Here is an 18,221-nt window from a genome sequence, read left to right on the forward strand (position 1 = left end):
AACGTTATTGTATTTTTATTCACTATTAATGCATGAATATTGATACATCCTAACTCAAGGACCGTCAACAGTGAAGACAAAATTACCGCCTTTTATCGAACTTTACCGCCAGCTGATAGCCACACCGTCGATCAGCGCTACCGATAGCGCGCTTGATCAGAGTAATGAAAGTTTAATCACTCTGCTGGCCGGCTGGTTTCGTGATTTAGGCTTCAGCGTAGAAGTCCAGCCGGTGCCGGGCACGCGGCATAAATTCAATATGCTGGCCAGAAGCGGTGAAGGCACAGGCGGCCTGTTACTGGCTGGCCATACCGATACGGTTCCCTTCGATGATGGGCGCTGGACGCGCGATCCTTTTACGCTGACAGAGCATGACAACAAGCTGTACGGCCTCGGCACGGCAGATATGAAAGGTTTCTTCGCCTTTATTCTTGATACGCTTCGTGACGCCGATATCAGCACGTTTCAGAAGCCGCTCTATATTCTCGCTACGGCGGATGAAGAAACCACAATGGCCGGTGCTAAATACTTTTCTGAATCCACCAGGCTACGCCCCGATTGCGCGATTATCGGCGAACCGACCTCGTTGAAACCGGTGCGGGCGCACAAAGGCCACCTATCCAATGTGATTCGCATAGAGGGGCAATCGGGCCATTCCAGCGATCCTGCTCGCGGCGTTAACGCGATTGAGCTGATGCATGAGTCAATCGGTCATCTGATGCAATTGCGTAATACGCTCAAAGAGCGTTATCACCATGACGGCTTCGCCATTCCTTATCCCACGATGAATTTTGGTCATATTCACGGCGGCGATGCAGCGAACCGTATTTGTGCCTGCTGCGAATTACATATGGATATTCGTCCTCTGCCCGGACTGACGCTGACCGATCTGGACGAGCTGTTGAATGAGGCGCTGGCGCCGGTTAGCGTGCGCTGGCCGGGCCGTTTGACAGTGGCCGAACTTCATCCGCCGATTCCGGGCTACGAGTGCCCGCGTGAGCATCAGCTGGTTCAGGTAGTGGAAAAGCTGCTTGGTACGCCAACGGAAGTCGTGAACTACTGTACCGAAGCGCCTTTTATTCAGCAGTTGTGTCCTACGCTGGTGTTAGGACCGGGATCGATTAATCAGGCGCATCAGCCAGATGAATTTATTGATATGGCATTTATCAAGCCGACACGTGAGCTGATCGGGCAAATGGTTAACCATTTTTGTCACTGATTTGCATCATTTGGGGCAATTCACTGCTAAAACGGTAAATTGCTCCTGAAAAGTTTCAACTTTGCCGATAAGAATAACTTATCCCACTCCGTCAGCGTTAAATTTCTTAAATTACCAGCATTTACCTGCATTACGCGGCACGTTTTACGCAATTGACGAACGGTAAGTTACATGGCTAGATAAAAGGCGGCGTTATACCCGCAAGGGTAAAAACTAAAAGACAAGAAGGGTGTCAGGGGTCATATGAACGAACAATATTCCGCAATGCGAAGTAATGTCAGTATGCTCGGCAAACTGCTCGGGGATACGATTAAGGATGCGCTGGGAGAAAACATCCTTGATCGGGTGGAAACCATCCGCAAACTCTCCAAGTCATCCCGTGCGGGAAATGACGCTCATCGGCAGGAACTGTTAACTACCCTGCAGAACCTCTCCAATGACGAACTATTGCCGGTAGCACGCGCTTTCAGCCAGTTCCTTAATCTCACTAATGTGGCTGAACAATATCAGACCATTTCACCCAACGGTGAAGGCGCCAGTCATGCTGAATTGATGAAAAAGGCGTTCGAGCGGCTGAAGCAACAGCCTGACCTGAACGAAGCAGATATCCGTGAGGCGATTGAATCGCTTTCGCTGGAGCTGGTTCTTACCGCACATCCTACCGAAATTACACGCCGCACGCTGATTCATAAGTTGGTTGAGGTAAATACCTGTTTAAAACAGCTCGATCATAATGATATCTCTGACTATGAGCGCAACCAGATTATGCGCCGCCTGCGTCAGCTGGTAGCCCAGGCGTGGCATACCGATGAAATCCGTAAATATCGCCCTTCTCCGGTTGATGAAGCCAAATGGGGATTTGCGGTAGTGGAAAACAGCCTGTGGGAAGGCGTGCCGAATTTTCTTCGTGAGCTGAACGAACAGGTCGAAGAGGCCTTTGGCTATACGCTGCCGGTAGACTTTGTGCCGGTGCAGTTTACTTCATGGATGGGCGGCGACCGCGATGGCAATCCCAACGTTACCGCCAGTATTACCCGTCATGTTCTGCAATTGAGCCGCTGGAAAGCCACCGATCTTTTCCTGCGGGATATCGGCGTGCTGGTCTCCGAGCTGTCGATGTCGGAATGCACCGAAGAGCTGCGCGAGCTGTGCGGCGATCCACAGGCTCAGGAGCCCTACCGCGAAGTTTTAAAACGCCTGCGGACCCAGTTGATGACGACCCAGGCTTATCTGGAGCGGCGTCTGAAAGGCGAGCGCCTGCCGCGTCCGGAAGGTCTGCTGATTTCCAACGATCAGCTGTGGGATCCGCTTTATGCCTGTTATCAGTCATTGCAGGCATGCGGCATGGGCATCATTGCCAACGGACAGCTGCTTGATACGCTGCGTCGGATAAAATGTTTCGGCGTTCCACTGGTACGTATCGATCTACGTCAGGAAAGCACGCGTCACACCGAAGCGCTGGCAGAAGTCACGCGTTACCTCGGCCTTGGTGATTACGAGAGCTGGTCTGAAGCGGATAAACAGGCATTTTTGATCCGTGAGCTGAACTCAAAACGTCCTTTGCTGCCGCGTCAGTGGGAACCAGGCGAAGAGACGCGTGAAGTACTGGAAACCTGCCGCGTAGCGGCGGAAGCGCCACGCGGATCGATTGCCGCCTATGTTATTTCCATGGCGAAAACGCCTTCCGACGTGCTTGCGGTTCATCTGCTGCTGAAAGAAGCCGGTATACCTTTCGCCCTGCCGGTCGCACCGCTGTTTGAAACGTTGGATGACCTGAATAACGCTAACGATGTCATGTCGCAGCTGCTGAGCATCGACTGGTATCGCGGCTTTATTCAGGGCAAGCAGATGGTCATGATCGGTTATTCCGATTCAGCCAAAGATGCTGGCGTGATGGCCGCATCCTGGGCGCAATATCAGGCGCAGGACGCGTTGATTAAAACCTGTGAAAAAGCCGGTATCGCCCTGACGCTGTTTCATGGTCGCGGCGGCACCATTGGTCGCGGCGGCGCACCGGCGCAGGCGGCTCTGCTCTCCCAGCCGCCGGGTAGCCTGAAAGGCGGCCTGCGCGTCACCGAACAGGGCGAAATGATCCGCTTTAAGTATGGTCTGCCGGAAGTAGCGGTGGCCAGCCTGTCGCTTTATACCAGCGCTATCCTCGAGGCTAATCTGCTGCCGCCGCCAGAACCTAAAAGTGAATGGTGCGACATTATGAATCAGCTCTCTAAGACTTCCTGCGCCGTCTATCGTGGTTACGTGCGTGAAAACCCTGATTTTGTGCCCTATTTCCGCTCTGCTACTCCGGAACTGGAGTTAGGCAAACTGCCGCTGGGATCGCGTCCGGCCAAACGTCGTCCTACCGGCGGCGTTGAGTCACTGCGCGCCATTCCGTGGATTTTCGCCTGGACACAAAACCGTCTGATGCTGCCCGCCTGGCTGGGCGCAGGGGCGGCGCTACAGCAAGCGATGGATGAAGGTCATCAGGATCAGCTGGAGGCGATGTGCCACCACTGGCCTTTTTTCTCTACCCGTCTCGGCATGCTGGAAATGGTTTTCTCGAAGGCCGACCTGTGGCTGGCGGAATACTACGATCAACGTCTGGTAGATCCATCTCTGTGGCCGCTGGGCAAGCAGCTGCGCGATCGCCTCGCTGCGGATATTAAAGCAGTGCTGACTATCGCTAATGATTCGCATCTGATGGCTGATGAACCATGGATTGCAGAATCGATTGCTTTGCGTAACGTCTATACCGATCCGCTCAACGTTCTACAGGCTGAACTGCTGCACCGATCGCGTGCGCAGGACGCCAAAGGAGAAGAGCCGGATCCGTGCGTTGAGCAGGCGCTGATGGTCACTATCGCTGGTGTGGCAGCAGGTATGCGTAACACCGGTTAATTGCCACGACAAAAGGCGCATCGCCATCTGGCGATGCGCCTCATCAGGCATTCTTTTTCGATTACTCAGTTAATCAGGCAACCAGCTGCGCTGACGGGCGCACGCCCAGCGTATGGCAAATGGCGTAGCTCATTTCAGCGCGGTTCAGCGTATAGAAGTGGAAATCCTTAACGCCTTCACGGCTGAGGATTTTTACCATGTCCATCGCCACATTGGCGCCCACCATTTTGCGCGTTTCCGGATCGTCGTCCAGTCCGGCAAACATGCTGTTCATCCAGCCCGGTACGCGAACGTTGGTCATGGCGGCAAAGCGCTGCAGTTGTTTAAAGTTAGAAACCGGCAGAATGCCAGGTACGATCTCTACATCAATGCCGGTCGCTACGCAGCGGTCGCGAAAACGCAGATAGCTTTCCACATCAAAGAAAAACTGCGTAATGGCGCGGTTGGCGCCCGCATCGATTTTACGTTTCAGGTTAATCAGATCCGCCTGAGCGCTTTTCGCCTCCGGATGCACTTCAGGATAGGCAGCGACGGAGATATCAAAGTCACCGACCTCTTTGAGCAGCGCCACCAGATCGGTCGCATACAGCTCTGGTTTGCCTCCGCCTGGTGGCAGATCTCCGCGTAGCGCAACAATATGGCGAATGCCATTTTCCCAGTAATCCCGGGCAATGGTACGTAGCTCATCCCGGGTGGCGTCAACGCAGGTCAGATGCGGTGCCGCTTCCAGTCCGGTGCGCTCTTTGATGCCCTTGATGATAGAGTGGGTGCGATCGCGTTCTCCTGAATTCGCACCGTAGGTAACGGAGACGAACTTTGGCTTCAGGCTGCTGAGCCGATCAATAGAACTCCACAGCGTCTCTTCCATTTCACTGGTGCGCGGCGGAAAAAATTCAAATGAAACATTAATCCGCCCGTTCAGTTCTGCCAGGCTCTGGTTCAGCGCTTCGCGCTGGTTGGCGTGAAAGAAACTCATATCCGCTTACCTTATCAATCGCTTAGTGGATGATGCGTGAGCATCACGCTAAACATCTATACGTTTAGACGTCTATAACTCCATAAGATGCTATCAGCCTGGCTATTTGTCAATCAAAAAGCAGTGCAGTGGCGCTGAATTCCTTTCAGGTGCACATGAAAAAAAAGCAACATCCTTCAGATACGTGCAGAAGCGAGAAAACCAGGAATTTTCTTTATTAAAAACCTCCTAAAAAAGAGGCTATTACCGTTATGTAACCGATTTACTTCCATGAAACGTAATTTATCGTATTTAACCTACAGCAAAGGGGCCGATGGCGGCGTCAGCGTGCTATATGGCGTGGAAGCGATTAAGGAAACCTACTGGAACTGGTTCGAGTATAAAGACCTCACCTATTCCGTCACCAGCAACGGGCTGGCGCTGGATGGCAAGCACGCCCTTGATTATGCTGACGCGGTGCATGGCGATCAGTCCGGCAGCGGTAATGACATCATGTATGCCAACGGCGGCAATGATACCGTTATGTTTGCTGGCGACAGCGTCGGCGATAACGTCATCTATCGGTTCGACCAGGACGATAAGCTGGTGATCCTCGGCAATAAAGAAATTAATGCCAACGGCAACTATCTGGATTATCTGAGCGAATGTGATGATGGTCTGCTGTTTACCTGTGGCGACAGCAGCATTTCACTGGTGGGCCTGACGCTTGATCAGGTGCATGAAAGCCAGTTCGTGCTAGCCTAAAACAACGGGTGGCTCAGGCCACCCGTTTTGTTGTTACACCAGCTGCGCCAGCCGATTAATATCAGACTGAATCGCACCCGCCGTTACATCACGTCCTGCACCCGGCCCGCGGATCACCAGTGGATTATCGCGATACCAGCGGCTTTCAATGGCAAAGACGTTATCACACGGCAGCAGCGCCGCCAGCGGATGTTCCGGACGCACCGCCTCGATACCCACACGCGCTTTGCCGTTAGCATCAAAACGCGCGACGTAGCGCAATACCAGCCCCATCTCCTGTGCCGCTTCCAGACGCTGCAGCATCTGTTCGTTTAGCGCATCGCTGTTTTCGAAAAAGTGATCGACAGAGCCTTTTTCGCAGCCCGCTGGCACCAGCGACTCAACGCGTACCTGATCCGGTTCAATATCGTAGCCCGCCTCACGCGCCAGGATAACCAGCTTACGCATTACATCCTGACCAGAGAGATCAACGCGGGGGTCCGGCTCGGTTAACCCCTGCTGCCACGCCTGATCGACCAGCTCGCTGAACGGCACCGTACCGTCAAACTGCAGGAACAGCCAGGAGAGCGTGCCGGAGAAGATGCCGCTGATCGACAGAATACTGTCGCCGCTTTCCCGCAGATCGCGCACCGTATGGTTGACCGGCAGCCCTGCGCCCACCGTGGCGTTATACAGCCAGTGACGTCCGGTTTTCGCAAATGCGTCCCGGATCTGCCGCCACTGATAGCTGCCTGACGCGCCGGCCACCTTGTTGGCGCTAATCACATGAAAACCGTGGCTGGCGAAATCAAGATATTGTTCAGCCAGCGCTTCGCTGGCGGTCACATCCAGCACCACCAGATCATCATAAGGATGCGCCCGCATCCACAGGAACAGAGACTCTTCATCCTGTGCAATCGCTTCATCTTCAAAGAAAGCCAGCGCGCGGCTGGCATCCAGCCCTTCATAGCTCAGCAGACTGCGACGGCTGTCCACCACTCCCGCCAGCACAAATTCAAAACCGGTGCGCGCCGAGAGATTTTTCTGCTCCCGGGCAAACAGCTCCAGCCAGCGCGAACCGATATTTCCTTTGCCAAACAGCATCAGGCCAATACGTTTTTCCGCGCGGAACAGCGACTGATGCAGCCCCTGAACCAGATGTTCCGTCGGGCCAACACGCAGCACCGCCACCAGGCTGATTTTATCTTCCGACTGCCAGATAAACTCTACCGGTTGATCGTTAATCTGCTGCCAGAAACGATGGGTGTGCAGCGGGTTACGGCTGACGCCAGCGCCAACCAGCGCCACCAGCGCCAGCCCTTCGCGCAGCTGCAGATGACCCGGCAACCCGGCATCCTGCAGCAGTTCAAACACGCTGCTCACCACTTCGGAGGTATAGCAGAGCTGAAGCAGGTTGCGATCGCTATGCACACCTATGGCCAGCGGACGAATCTGCGCCCGTTTCAGCAGATGATCGACTTCTTTATGCAGCGCATTGAAATCGTGCTGCGCCGACACTTCAATATCGATCAGGCAAACATCGTCATGACTGGTCACAATACGCGCGCCGGTGCCGGAAGCCAGCACACGCTCAATGCGCGTCGATCCCTGCTCAGGCTGATAGCTGCAGCGCAGCTGTAAATCGATATCGCTGTTGGAAACCGGCTGCAGCGTGCGGGCATGCAGTACCGGCGCTGCCAGACGCGCCAGCTCGCTGGCTTCATCCAGTCGCAGCAGCGGCAGCAGACAAGCATCTTTTACTTTGCGCGGATCGGCGCTGTAGACTCCGGCGACATCGCTCCAGATGGTGACACGACTGACGCCCGCCAGCGCACCGATTTGCGTTGCTGAATAGTCAGAGCCGTTACGCCCCAACAGCACCGTTTCACCTGCCTCATTGCGACAGATAAAGCCGGTAACCACCAGACGCTGATGCGCATGCTGCGCGATCAGCTGCTGCAGCAGCGGCCAGGACTTTCCTTCGTCAACCTGCGGCTGCGCCGCCCGCTCGGCGCGTAAAAACTCGCGGGCGTCCAGCCAGCACGCTTCCAGATCGCGCTGCTGCAGCACTGCCGCCATCAGCCGCGCCGACCAGATCTCACCGTGCCCGACCACCTCGGCATAAACGGCGTCGGTAATTTTTCCATCCAGTAACCCGGCCAGGTGCTCCAGATCCTGAATAAAGCGGCTCAGCAACGGCTGAGCTAACTCCGGCGCGAGCAGGCCGTTGATCAGATCGGACTGATAACGACGCAGGCTCTGCTGCACCTGATGAGCCGATAAGCGATCGGTCTGGCTGAGCTTCAGCCAGCTAATCAGCTGGTTAGTGGTGCTGCCAGCGGCAGAGACCACCATTAAATCGCCCGGCTGACTGTAATCGGCCATGATACCCGCGACGCGCTGATAACAGCTGACATCGGCAAGGCTGCTACCGCCAAATTTATGCAGCTGCCTGCTCTGCGGCGCTCCCGCTGCGGCTGAAATACTCATTTCTTAATCCTCGGCTGCCACCCGGAATGCATTATCCAGATCGGCGATTAAATCTTCATGATCTTCTATCCCAACCGACACGCGCAGTAAGGTATCAGAAATCCCTGCCGCCGCACGCGCTTCTGCCGACATCCCCGCGTGGGTCATGGTTGCGGTATGGGAAATCAAACTTTCCACTCCCCCCAGCGACTCAGCCAGGGTAAATAATTCCAGCGCCTTCAGAAAACGGCGCAGACGCTGTTCGTCGCCATCAAGTTCAAAACTTAACATTGCGCCAAAGCCGCGCTGTTGACGCACCGCATGCTGATGGCCCGGGTTCTGTGGCAAAGAGGGATGATACAGTTTTTTCACCAGCGGCTGCTGCTGCAAATACGCTACAATCTCCAGTGCGTTACGCTGCGCTGCCGCCATACGCGGGCCAAGGGTACGCATTCCACGCAGCAGCAAATAGCTGTCAAAGGCAGAGCCGGTCACGCCGATATTATTCGCCCACCAGGCAAGTTCGGTTGCCACCGCCGCATCTTTCGCGATCACTGCGCCAGCCACCACATCCGAGTGACCATTGAGGTATTTGGTACAGGAGTGCACCACCAGATCGGCACCCAGCGCCAACGGATTTTGCAGAGCGGGGCTTAAAAAAGTGTTATCCACGACGCTTATCGCGCCAGCGGCGCGCGCGGCCTGACAAATCGCGGCGATATCCACCACGCGCAGCAGCGGATTGCTGGGACTTTCCACCAGTACCAGTTTCGGCTGTTCAGCCAGCGCCGCCTGCAGGGCTTCGGCATCGCCCTGATCGACAAATTTAACGCGCCAGGCGCCGCGCTTGCTTTGGCTGTCAAACAGACGATAACTGCCGCCATAGCAGTCATGCGGCGCAACCAATAAATCGCCAGGTTTCAGGAACAGCGTACAGACCAGATGAATCGCGGACATACCGGTATTGGTCATTACAGCCCCGGCACCCCCCTCCAGTTCGGCCAGCGCACGCTGTACGACATCACGCGTAGGATTACCGCGACGCGAGTAGTCATGAGCGCGTGGCTGATTGAAATCAGTGAAGTTATAGGTGCTGGAAAGGTGAATCGGAGGGACAACGCAGCCATACTGCTCATCATCATTCAAACCGCTGCGCACTGCGATGGTTGCCTGTTTACGCGTCATAGTGCTTACTGTTCCTGAAAGACCCTGAAAGAAGGCTAACAGGATAACATCACGCCACTGGACGTCAATACATCTGGACATCTAAATGTCTTTGCGTATAGATTGAGCAAATGCGCAATAACCGCTAAAATTGCAGTGAATTGCCTCCTACTGCAGCGCAACCCAGGTAAAAGCAGCAAAGTTACGTATTAAATGCTGACTTTGATTAGTGAGGCGTGAAAATATCGGGCATAATTGGCTGAATTTCGACAATTTAACTTTTAATAATTAAGGTAACTCATGGCTGAATGGAATGGCGAATATATCAGCCCTTATGCTGAGCATGGTAAGAAGAGCGAGCAGGTCAAAAAAATTACCGTGTCTATTCCGCTGAAAGTGTTAAAAATCCTGACAGATGAACGTACGCGCCGTCAGGTAAACAATCTGCGTCATGCCACTAACAGCGAGCTGTTATGCGAAGCATTTCTGCATGCGTTTACCGGTCAGCCACTACCGGACGATGTCGATCTGCGCAAAGAGCGCAGCGATGAGATCCCGGAAGAGGCGAAAAAGATTATGCGTGAACTGGGTAAAGATCCCGACACATGGGAATACTGATACGCTGTTTTTGCGCATAAAAAAACCCAGCCGAAGCTGGGTTTTTTCTTGCATCCGCTCCGTCGAAAATAACGTAGCGTCTGCCGGGAAACTTATTTGCTGCCCGGAATGCTGAAGCGTTTGTTGAAGCGCTCAACACGACCACCGGTATCAACAACACGCTGTTTGCCGGTGTAGAACGGGTGGCATTTACCGCACACGTCCAGGTTCAGATCGTGACCCACTGTAGAGCGAGTTTTGATCACATTACCGCAAGAACAAGTTGCAGTAATTTCAACATACTTAGGATGAATACCTTCTTTCATGGGGTAACCTCAGTAAAGGCCGTGTCGCTCTCCCGCGCCAGGAAAAACCTGCGCCGGCACCACACGCGGATTGAACATTCTGGTGATTTTTGATGCCTTATTCCGCATCAAAGGCGGCGAACTATACAGAAAATAACCGCCCAATGCAATCGAATCCGCACATTTATGGCTACACAGTGTACACTACGCCGTTCAACTCTTTTTACGGATAACGTCATGCCCGTTGCCCAGGTCGCGCTGCCCGTTCCGCTCGCACGCCAGTTTGATTACCTGCTTCCCGCGCATCTTCACCCGGTGCCTGGCGGGCGCGTTCGCGTGCCCTTTGGTAACCGCACGGCAATCGGTATCGTGGTTGGCTTCAGTGAACAAAGCGATCTGCCCACCGGACAGTTGAAAAGCGTGCTGGAAACGCTCGACAGCGAAACGCTGTTTCCTGCTTCGCTATGGCGCATTTTGCACTGGGCCGCCGAGTACTATCACTATCCGCTGGGCGAGGTGCTTTTCCATGCGCTGCCGGTGCTGCTGCGCCAGGGTAAACCGGCGCAGGAAACGCCGCTCTGGCAGTGGTTTATTACCGAGCTGGGACGAGAAACTGCGCCGGAAAGCCTGAAGCGCGCGCCAAAGCAGCAGCAGGCGCTGGCCGCATTGCGTCAGCAACCGCTTTATCGCCATGAGATCACTCAACATGAACTGGCAGACGCGGCGCTCCAGGCGCTCCGCGCTAAGGGTCTTTGCGATCTGCGTGAGCATCTGCCCGCCCGTCAGGACTGGCGTGATAGTTTTGCGGTTAACGGCGAGCGGCTGCGGCTAAATACGGAGCAGGCGTTGGCGGTTGGCGCGATCCGCAGCGAAGATGAAAAATTTGCCCCCTGGCTGCTGGCAGGGATTACTGGCTCAGGCAAAACGGAAGTCTACCTTAGCGTCCTGGAAAACGTGCTGAGTCGCGGACGTCAGGCGCTGGTGCTGGTGCCGGAAATCGGCCTGACGCCGCAAACCATCGCCCGCTTTCGGGCACGCTTTAACGCCCCGATTGATGTCCTGCACTCCGGTCTGAACGACAGCGAACGCATGGCCGTCTGGCTGCGCGCGCGTCAGGGTGACAATGCCATTGTGATCGGCACCCGCTCCGCGCTGTTTACGCCCTTTGCCCGTCCGGGCGTCATCATTATTGATGAAGAACATGACAGCTCTTATAAACAGCAGGAAGGCTGGCGTTATCATGCCCGCGACCTGGCGGTATTCCGGGCGCGTGAAGAGAACATCCCGATCGTGATGGGCTCGGCGACGCCAGCACTGGAAACACTGCATAACGTGCAGAGCGGGAAATACCGTCAGCTTAACCTGAGCAAGCGCGCCGGTAATGCGCGCCAGGCGACGCAACAGCTGATCGATTTAAAAGGCGTCCAGCTGCAGGGCGGCCTGTCGCCTGCGCTGATCCAGCGTATGCGTCTGCACTTACAGGCGGATAATCAGGTGTTGCTGTTTCTTAACCGCCGCGGCTTCTCGCCGGCGCTGTTATGCCACGACTGCGGCTGGATTGCTGAATGTCAGCGTTGCGATCACTATTACACGCTCCATCAGCAGCAGCGCCAGCTACGCTGCCACCATTGCGACAGCCAGCGCCCGGTGCCGCGTCAGTGCCCGCAGTGCGGCTCGACGCATCTGGTGCCGGTGGGCCTCGGCACCGAGCAGCTGGAGCATAATCTCCAGAGTGTATTTCCGGGCATTCCGCTCTCGCGTATTGACCGTGACACCACCAGCCGCAAAGGGGCGTTGGAGCAGCATCTGGCCGATGTGTTTCGCGGCGGCGCCCGTATCCTGATTGGTACACAGATGTTGGCGAAAGGGCATCACTTCCCTGATGTAACGCTGGTATCGTTGCTGGATGTGGATGGCGCGCTCTTTTCGGCGGATTTTCGCGCCGCTGAACGCTTTGCCCAGCTCTATATTCAGGTTGCCGGGCGCGCTGGCCGGGCCGGTAAGCAGGGCGAAGTGCTGCTGCAAACCCATCATCCTGAACATCCGCTGCTACAGATCTTATTGCATCAGGGCTACGATGCGTTTGCCAGCCAGACCTTAAGCGAGCGCCGCAGCGTGCAGCTTCCGCCATTCACCAGCCATGCGCTGTTTCGTGCTGACGATCATGATAATCAGCAGGCGGCAGCCTTTTTACATCAGCTGCGCAACCTGCTGGAGGCCAGTCCGCTGCGCGATGAGTCGTTGTGGATTATGGGCCCGGTACCTGCTCTGCAGGCTAAGCGTGGCGGGCGCTATCGCTGGCAACTGTTGCTACAGCATCCTTCCCGGCTTCGGCTACAGCAGCTGCTCAAAACCAGCCTGCCGTTAATCTCCACCCTGCCGCTGTCGCGTAAGGTGAAATGGACACTGGATATCGACCCCACGGAAAGCTGATCGATGCTTACGCACAAGGTTTGCGAGCTGGATCGAAAAACCTCGAATAAGTCACAGTTTTTATGCAATTAAGGTAACGGCCCCTTATACAATCTGTTAAAAATGTGATGGCCGTCAGCTTTGACCGCAACAAGCGCAGCAGACGACACATGACGTCTTACTATTCAGGCCGGTGTAAGGAGAAAAGCGTTGGAGCAGAACCAGGAGTCAACGGCAGCCACCATGAAAGACGTGGCTGAGCGTGCGGGGGTTTCAACCGCCACCGTGTCCCGCGCACTGATGAACCCTGAAAAGGTCTCAGCGATAACCCGCCAAAAGGTTGAACAGGCGGTGATCGAAGTGGGCTACTCTCCTCACGCTCTGGCGCGGAATGCCAAACGCAGCGAATCACGCACTATTCTGGTTATTGTTCCCGACATCTGCGATCCCTTTTTCAGCGAAATCATTCGCGGCGTTGAAGTTACGGCAGCCGCTGAAGGCTATCTGGTACTGATTGGCGACTGCGCCCATCAGAATCAGCAGGAAAAGACTTTTCTGAGCCTGATGCTGACGCGTCAGATCGACGGCATGGTACTGCTGGGTTCCCAGGTGCCTTTCGATACCGGGGTGGAAGAACAGCGCAGTTTACCGCCGATGGTGATGGCGAATGAATTTGCGCCCGATCTGGAGCTTCCCACGGTGCATATTGATAACCTGACTGCAGCCTTCGAAGCGGTTAATCATTTATGGCAGCTGGGCCACCGCCGCATCGCCTGCATTGCCGGCCCGGAAGAGATGCCGCTCAGCCATTATCGTTTGCAGGGCTATATTCAGGCGCTACGCCGCCATGGGCAGGCAATCGAATCACGCTATATTGTACGTGGCGACTTTACCTTTGAAGCCGGCGCTGCGGCGTTTAAGCGGTTGATGGCTTTACCACAGCCTCCGCAGGCGCTCTTTTGCCATAACGATATTATGGCCCTGGGCGCGATGTCGCAGGCGAAAAGCATGGGCCTGCGCATTCCGCAGGACATCTCTCTGGTCGGCTTTGATGATATTGAGCTTTCACGTTACAGCGATCCTCCGCTAACTACCATTGCGCAACCGCGCTTCGCTCTGGGCCGGGAAGCGATGCTGCTCTTGCTGGAGCAATTACAGGGCCGTACCGTGAACAACGGCTCGCGCCTGCTGGAGTTTGAACTCAAGCTGCGCGGAAGCACAATGCACGCCAGCTAAGCGTTCAAATGCTGTTGATCCGGCAGTTTCAGCAGATTCTTAATCGACTCACTGCTGGTCAAACTTCCAGCCCTTGAGTAACATGGCGGGCTAATAGCCGGATAGCTAAGGCGTTGCGCTAACTTAGCGCGCTTTATCCGGCATGCATTTTCTTCTTTGAATTAGCGGAACGATTAGTGGCACAAAAAGATTATGTAGGCCGCGGGCGTTCGACGGGGACGCGTCGCAAGAAAAGTAATAGCCGCAGCAAGAAACGCAACGGCAGCTCCGGCGTTTCAAAAATTATGATCGGGCTGGCGGTAGCGGTGCTGGTGACATTCGCGGGCGGGCTATGGTTTATCGCCCATCATAAAAAAGAAGAGACGCCGATTATCCCGGATCACAAAGTCAGTGGAAACGGGTTACCGCCCAAGCCGGAAGAGCGCTGGAAATATATTAAAGAGCTGGAAAACCGTCAGCTTAGTGTGCCCACGCCAAAAGAGCCTTCCGCCGGCGGCGAAGTGCAGTCGCAAACTCAACTGACCGATGAGCAGCGCCAGTTGCTGGAGCAAATGCAGGCCGATATGCGCCAGGCGCCCACTCAGCTAAACGAAGTCCCTTGGAATGAACAAACGCCGATACAACGTCAGCAGACGCTACAGCGCCAGCAACAGCAGCAGCGCATTGAGCAACAGCAACGCGTTCAACAGCAGCAAATTCAGCAGCAACAGCGTCTTGAACAGCAGCAACGTCTGCAGCAGCAGCGTGCTCAACAGCAAACCACGCAGCAAACGCATATGCTGCCGCAAAATGGCGTTCAGCAGCCGGTAAATGTGCCGAAACCCCAGGAAAACAGCCGCGTTAAACCGCAGGAAACCGCCAAAGCCAAAGCGGTGGAAAAAGAGAAGTCGCAGCGCTGGATGGTGCAGTGCGGCTCGTTTAAAGGCAGTGAGCAGGCGGAATCGATCCGCGCCCAGCTGGCCTTTGAAGGTTTTGAAAGCCGTATCACTAACGGCGGCGGCTGGAACCGAGTGGTTATCGGGCCCTATAACAGCCGCGCCAGCGCCGACAGCACCCTGAAACGCCTGCGCAGTTCCGGTCATTCAGGCTGTATTCCTCTCGCGGTTGGGGGTTGAAACCCTTCAATTCTGCCCCATATCTTGTTGCATTATGCTTCGCGCCACACAGCGCGAAGCTCTTTTTCCACTGTAACAAGGGGTCTGCCCGTGACAACGATAGTAAGTGTACGACGCAACGGCCACGTAGTAATTGGCGGTGATGGCCAGGCTACGCTCGGTAATACCGTAATGAAAGGCAACGTCAAAAAAGTGCGTCGTCTCTACAATGATAAAGTGATTGCGGGTTTTGCTGGCGGTACAGCCGATGCCTTTACGCTGTTCGAGCTTTTCGAGCGTAAGCTGGAAATGCATCAGGGCCATTTGGTTAAAGCCGCGGTGGAACTTGCTAAAGACTGGCGAACCGACCGTATGCTGCGCAAACTTGAAGCGCTGCTGGCGGTGGCGGATGAAAACGCCTCGCTGATTATTACCGGCAATGGTGATGTTATCCAACCTGAAAACGATCTGATCGCGATTGGCTCCGGCGGCCCTTACGCCCAGGCGGCGGCACGCGCCATGCTGGAAAATACCGAGCTGAGCGCTCGCGACATTACCGAAAAAGCGTTGGGTATTGCAGGTGATATCTGCATCTACACCAACCACAATCTGACTATTGAAGAATTAGCGTCCAAAGCGTAAGGATCGAAACTATGTCTGAAATGACTCCGCGCGAGATTGTCAGCGAACTGAACAGATTTATCATCGGCCAGGATGGCGCCAAACGTGCTGTGGCGATCGCCCTGCGCAACCGCTGGCGTCGTATGCAGCTGGATGAAGATCTACGCCATGAAGTTACGCCGAAAAATATTCTGATGATTGGCCCGACCGGCGTAGGTAAAACGGAAATCGCCCGTCGCCTGGCTAAGCTGGCTAACGCGCCTTTTATCAAGGTTGAAGCGACCAAATTCACCGAAGTCGGCTACGTCGGTAAAGAAGTGGATTCTATTATCCGCGATTTGACCGATGCGGCGATGAAAATGGTACGTATGCAGGCGATTGAACGCAATCGCTACCGCGCAGAAGAGATGGCTGAAGAACGCATTCTCGATGCGCTGATCCCTCCGGCTAAAAATAACTGGGGCCAGCCAGAGCAAAATGCCGAGCCGTCTGCTGCGCGCCAGTCCTTCCGTAAAAAACTGCGCGAAGGCCAGCTGGATGACAAAGAGATTGAGATCAACCTGGCCGCCGCGCCGATGGGCGTAGAAATCATGGCGCCTCCAGGCATGGAAGAGATGACCAGCCAGCTGCAGTCGATGTTCCAGAATCTGGGCGGACAAAAGCAGAAGCCGCGCAAACTGAAGATCAAAGATGCGATGAAGCTGCTGGTGGAAGAGGAAGCGGCCAAGCTGGTCAATCCAGAAGAGCTGAAAGAAGAAGCGATCGAAGCGGTTGAGCAACACGGTATCGTGTTTATCGACGAGATCGATAAAATCTGTAAGCGTGGCGAAACCTCAGGCCCGGATGTTTCTCGCGAAGGCGTGCAGCGTGACCTGCTGCCTCTGGTAGAAGGCTGCACCGTCTCTACCAAGCACGGCATGGTTAAAACCGACCATATCCTGTTTATCGCTTCCGGCGCATTCCAGGTAGCCAGCCCGTCAGATCTGATTCCGGAACTGCAGGGTCGTCTGCCGATTCGCGTTGAGCTGCAGCCGCTGACCGTAAACGATTTCCAACGTATCCTGACCGAGCCAAGCGCTTCCGTTACCGTGCAGTATAAAGCGCTGATGGGAACCGAAGGCGTTAATATCAGCTTTACCGAAGATGGCATTCGCCGTATCGCTGAAGCGGCATGGCAGGTTAACGAAACCACTGAAAACATCGGTGCGCGTCGTCTGCATACGGTGCTGGAGCGTCTGATGGAAGATATTTCCTATGATGCCAGCGATCGCAGCGGTGACAGCATTACCATTGATGCCGCGTATGTTTCGCAGCATCTGGATCAGCTGGTTGCTGACGAAGACCTCAGCCGCTTCATTCTGTAAGCGGTATTTAGCATCAGCAAGGAGGCTACGGCCTCCTTTTTTATTGCTTCCTTCTGCGCCTGAACCACGTCAATTTGACGGAGGTTAAGGTGGCTGCGTGTATACCGCCGTAGACTCGATCTACCTCTTTTGGATTAAAAACGGCGGCGGTCTCACTTATGGAACATATTCAACCGGCAACGTTCTTTCACTTCCGCGCCTGGCTGGAAAGCCTGCGCTTGCGCACTTTGCCGCTGGCATTCGCCTCTATTCTGACAGGCTCTGCTCTGGCCTGGTGGCAGGGCGCTTTCAGCCTGACCATCGCCCTGCTCTGCTTCCTGACCAGTGGTCTGCTGCAGGTGCTATCTAATCTGGCTAACGATTATGGTGATGCGGTAAAAGGCAGTGACGGTAGCGAGCGTCTGGGGCCTTTGCGCGGCATTCAAAAAGGCGCGATTACCTTAGCGCAGCTGCGAACGTCGATAGTTATTGCTACCGCAATGGCGCTGGTCTGCGGCATTTTACTGATTAGCTATGCCTGTCACAGCCTGAGCGATATGTTGAGTTTTCTGCTGCTGGGGGCGCTGGCGATTATCGCGGCCATTGCCTACACCGTAGGAAAAAAGCCCTATGGCTACCTGGGCCTGGGCGATTTATCGGTGTTGATATTTTTCGGCTGGCTGGCCGTCATCGGCAGCTTTTACCTGCAGAGCCACCTTATCAAACCGCTGGTGCTGTTGCCTGCAACGGCCAGCGGCCTGCTGGCGGCGGCGGTGCTTAATATCAATAATCTGCGCGATATTGAAACCGATCGTCAATGCGGCAAGATGACGCTGGCAGTACGGCTGGGCGCTGCTCACGCTCGCCGCTATCACCTGCTGCTGCTGGGCGGCGCGCTGCTCTGCTATGCCGCCTTTGCCTGTTTCGCGCGCCCAGGCTGGGGAAGCTGGCTCTTTCTGCTCTCTGCGCCGCTGTTCTGGCAACAAGGTCTCTATATTCTGCGTGAAAGATCGCCCCTTGCTATGCGTCCCATGCTGGAAAAAACGGTGAAAGCAGCGCTGCTGGCGAACGTGCTGTTTTCTATAGGGATGCTGCTTTGATTGATATATCGCAACCTTTGCACCATTGATGATTTTGCCAACAACTTAAATAAAGCGATATACTTAC

Annotated in this window: 14 protein-coding genes; 10 read left to right on the forward strand and 4 right to left on the reverse strand. The window is 54.9% G+C overall.

Translation table 11 applies throughout. From position 1 onward, the window contains the following. The first annotated feature begins 70 nt into the window (after positions 1-70). Both argE and ppc read left to right on the forward strand, forming a co-directional pair. Positions 71-1,219 carry an acetylornithine deacetylase gene (gene argE, locus ACQE32_RS18080; protein ID WP_426982182.1) on the forward strand — a complete coding sequence of 383 codons (1,149 nt, stop codon included), beginning with the start codon at positions 71-73 and terminating at the stop codon, positions 1,217-1,219. Positions 1,220-1,462: 243 nt separating this feature from the next. Continuing rightward, positions 1,463-4,114, forward strand: a complete 2,652-nt coding sequence (gene ppc / locus ACQE32_RS18085; protein WP_427022208.1) for a phosphoenolpyruvate carboxylase — start codon at positions 1,463-1,465, stop codon at positions 4,112-4,114. 73 nt (positions 4,115-4,187) lie between these two features. Here the strand turns inward: ppc and metF are convergent, their stop codons facing one another. Beyond that, the gene (metF, locus tag ACQE32_RS18090; protein ID WP_426974955.1) at positions 4,188-5,090 is read right to left on the reverse strand and encodes a methylenetetrahydrofolate reductase; all 903 of its coding nucleotides are present in this window, start codon (positions 5,088-5,090) and stop codon (positions 4,188-4,190) included. A gap of 270 nt (positions 5,091-5,360) precedes the next feature. Between metF and ACQE32_RS18095 the strand changes: the two genes are divergently transcribed. Further along, a complete protein-coding gene (locus ACQE32_RS18095; RefSeq protein WP_427022209.1) occupies positions 5,361-5,834 on the forward strand; it encodes a hypothetical protein in 474 nt (157 codons plus the stop codon). A gap of 33 nt (positions 5,835-5,867) precedes the next feature. On the opposite strand, the gene ACQE32_RS18100 is transcribed toward ACQE32_RS18095, so the two are convergent. Together ACQE32_RS18100 and metB are read right to left on the reverse strand one after the other, a co-directional pair. Then, the gene (locus ACQE32_RS18100) at positions 5,868-8,303 is read right to left on the reverse strand and encodes a bifunctional aspartate kinase/homoserine dehydrogenase II (protein WP_426974953.1); all 2,436 of its coding nucleotides are present in this window, start codon (positions 8,301-8,303) and stop codon (positions 5,868-5,870) included. 3 nt (positions 8,304-8,306) lie between these two features. Continuing rightward, on the reverse strand, positions 8,307-9,467 hold the full coding sequence (gene metB, locus ACQE32_RS18105) for a cystathionine gamma-synthase (RefSeq protein ID WP_426974952.1): 1,161 nt from the start codon (positions 9,465-9,467) through the stop codon (positions 8,307-8,309). Positions 9,468-9,746: 279 nt separating this feature from the next. Here metB and metJ point away from each other — a divergent pair, with 279 nt between their 5' ends. Continuing rightward, positions 9,747-10,064 (forward strand): met regulon transcriptional regulator MetJ, encoded by a 318-nt coding sequence (gene metJ / locus ACQE32_RS18110; protein WP_038629044.1) that lies wholly within the window; start codon positions 9,747-9,749, stop codon positions 10,062-10,064. A gap of 92 nt (positions 10,065-10,156) precedes the next feature. Here the strand turns inward: metJ and rpmE are convergent, their stop codons facing one another. Continuing rightward, the gene (gene rpmE, locus ACQE32_RS18115; protein WP_085069375.1) at positions 10,157-10,369 is read right to left on the reverse strand and encodes a 50S ribosomal protein L31; all 213 of its coding nucleotides are present in this window, start codon (positions 10,367-10,369) and stop codon (positions 10,157-10,159) included. 216 nt (positions 10,370-10,585) lie between these two features. Here rpmE and priA point away from each other — a divergent pair, with 216 nt between their 5' ends. From priA to ACQE32_RS18145, 6 genes are all read left to right on the forward strand, one after another. Next, positions 10,586-12,781: a primosomal protein N' gene (gene priA / locus ACQE32_RS18120; protein WP_426974951.1), complete on the forward strand. Its 2,196-nt coding sequence runs from the start codon at positions 10,586-10,588 to the stop codon at positions 12,779-12,781. A 189-nt stretch (positions 12,782-12,970) separates the two neighbouring features. After that, positions 12,971-13,996, forward strand: coding sequence for a DNA-binding transcriptional regulator CytR (cytR, locus tag ACQE32_RS18125; RefSeq protein ID WP_426974950.1), 1,026 nt, complete (start codon positions 12,971-12,973; stop codon positions 13,994-13,996). A 176-nt stretch (positions 13,997-14,172) separates the two neighbouring features. Then, entirely contained in the window at positions 14,173-15,111 is a 939-nt protein-coding gene (gene ftsN, locus ACQE32_RS18130; protein ID WP_427022210.1) for a cell division protein FtsN, read from the forward strand. 90 nt (positions 15,112-15,201) lie between these two features. After that, positions 15,202-15,732, forward strand: coding sequence for an ATP-dependent protease subunit HslV (hslV, locus tag ACQE32_RS18135; RefSeq protein WP_085069368.1), 531 nt, complete (start codon positions 15,202-15,204; stop codon positions 15,730-15,732). 11 nt (positions 15,733-15,743) lie between these two features. After that, complete coding sequence (gene hslU / locus ACQE32_RS18140) at positions 15,744-17,075, forward strand: HslU--HslV peptidase ATPase subunit (RefSeq protein WP_250651181.1); 1,332 nt, start codon at positions 15,744-15,746, stop codon at positions 17,073-17,075. A 158-nt stretch (positions 17,076-17,233) separates the two neighbouring features. Next, a complete protein-coding gene (locus ACQE32_RS18145) occupies positions 17,234-18,154 on the forward strand; it encodes a 1,4-dihydroxy-2-naphthoate polyprenyltransferase (RefSeq protein ID WP_427022211.1) in 921 nt (306 codons plus the stop codon). Positions 18,155-18,221 lie beyond the last annotated feature (67 nt).

It is taken from the genome of Pantoea sp. FN0302 (genome assembly GCF_050113775.1).
GTDB classification, from domain to species: domain Bacteria; phylum Pseudomonadota; class Gammaproteobacteria; order Enterobacterales; family Enterobacteriaceae; genus Mixta; species Mixta alhagi.

Bases quoted from the DNA above. Each gene is read 5' to 3' on its own strand.
- ppc (WP_427022208.1), top strand. From the start codon at position 1,463: ATGAACGAACAATATTCCGCAATGCGAAGTAATGTCAGTATGCTCGGC.
- metF (WP_426974955.1), bottom strand. From the start codon at position 5,090: ATGAGTTTCTTTCACGCCAACCAGCGCGAAGCGCTGAACCAGAGCCTG.
- ACQE32_RS18095 (WP_427022209.1), top strand. From the start codon at position 5,361: ATGAAACGTAATTTATCGTATTTAACCTACAGCAAAGGGGCCGATGGC.
- ACQE32_RS18100 (WP_426974953.1), bottom strand. From the start codon at position 8,303: ATGAGTATTTCAGCCGCAGCGGGAGCGCCGCAGAGCAGGCAGCTGCAT.
- metB (WP_426974952.1), bottom strand. From the start codon at position 9,467: ATGACGCGTAAACAGGCAACCATCGCAGTGCGCAGCGGTTTGAATGAT.
- metJ (WP_038629044.1), top strand. From the start codon at position 9,747: ATGGCTGAATGGAATGGCGAATATATCAGCCCTTATGCTGAGCATGGT.
- rpmE (WP_085069375.1), bottom strand. From the start codon at position 10,369: ATGAAAGAAGGTATTCATCCTAAGTATGTTGAAATTACTGCAACTTGT.
- priA (WP_426974951.1), top strand. From the start codon at position 10,586: ATGCCCGTTGCCCAGGTCGCGCTGCCCGTTCCGCTCGCACGCCAGTTT.
- hslU (WP_250651181.1), top strand. From the start codon at position 15,744: ATGTCTGAAATGACTCCGCGCGAGATTGTCAGCGAACTGAACAGATTT.
- ACQE32_RS18145 (WP_427022211.1), top strand. From the start codon at position 17,234: ATGGAACATATTCAACCGGCAACGTTCTTTCACTTCCGCGCCTGGCTG.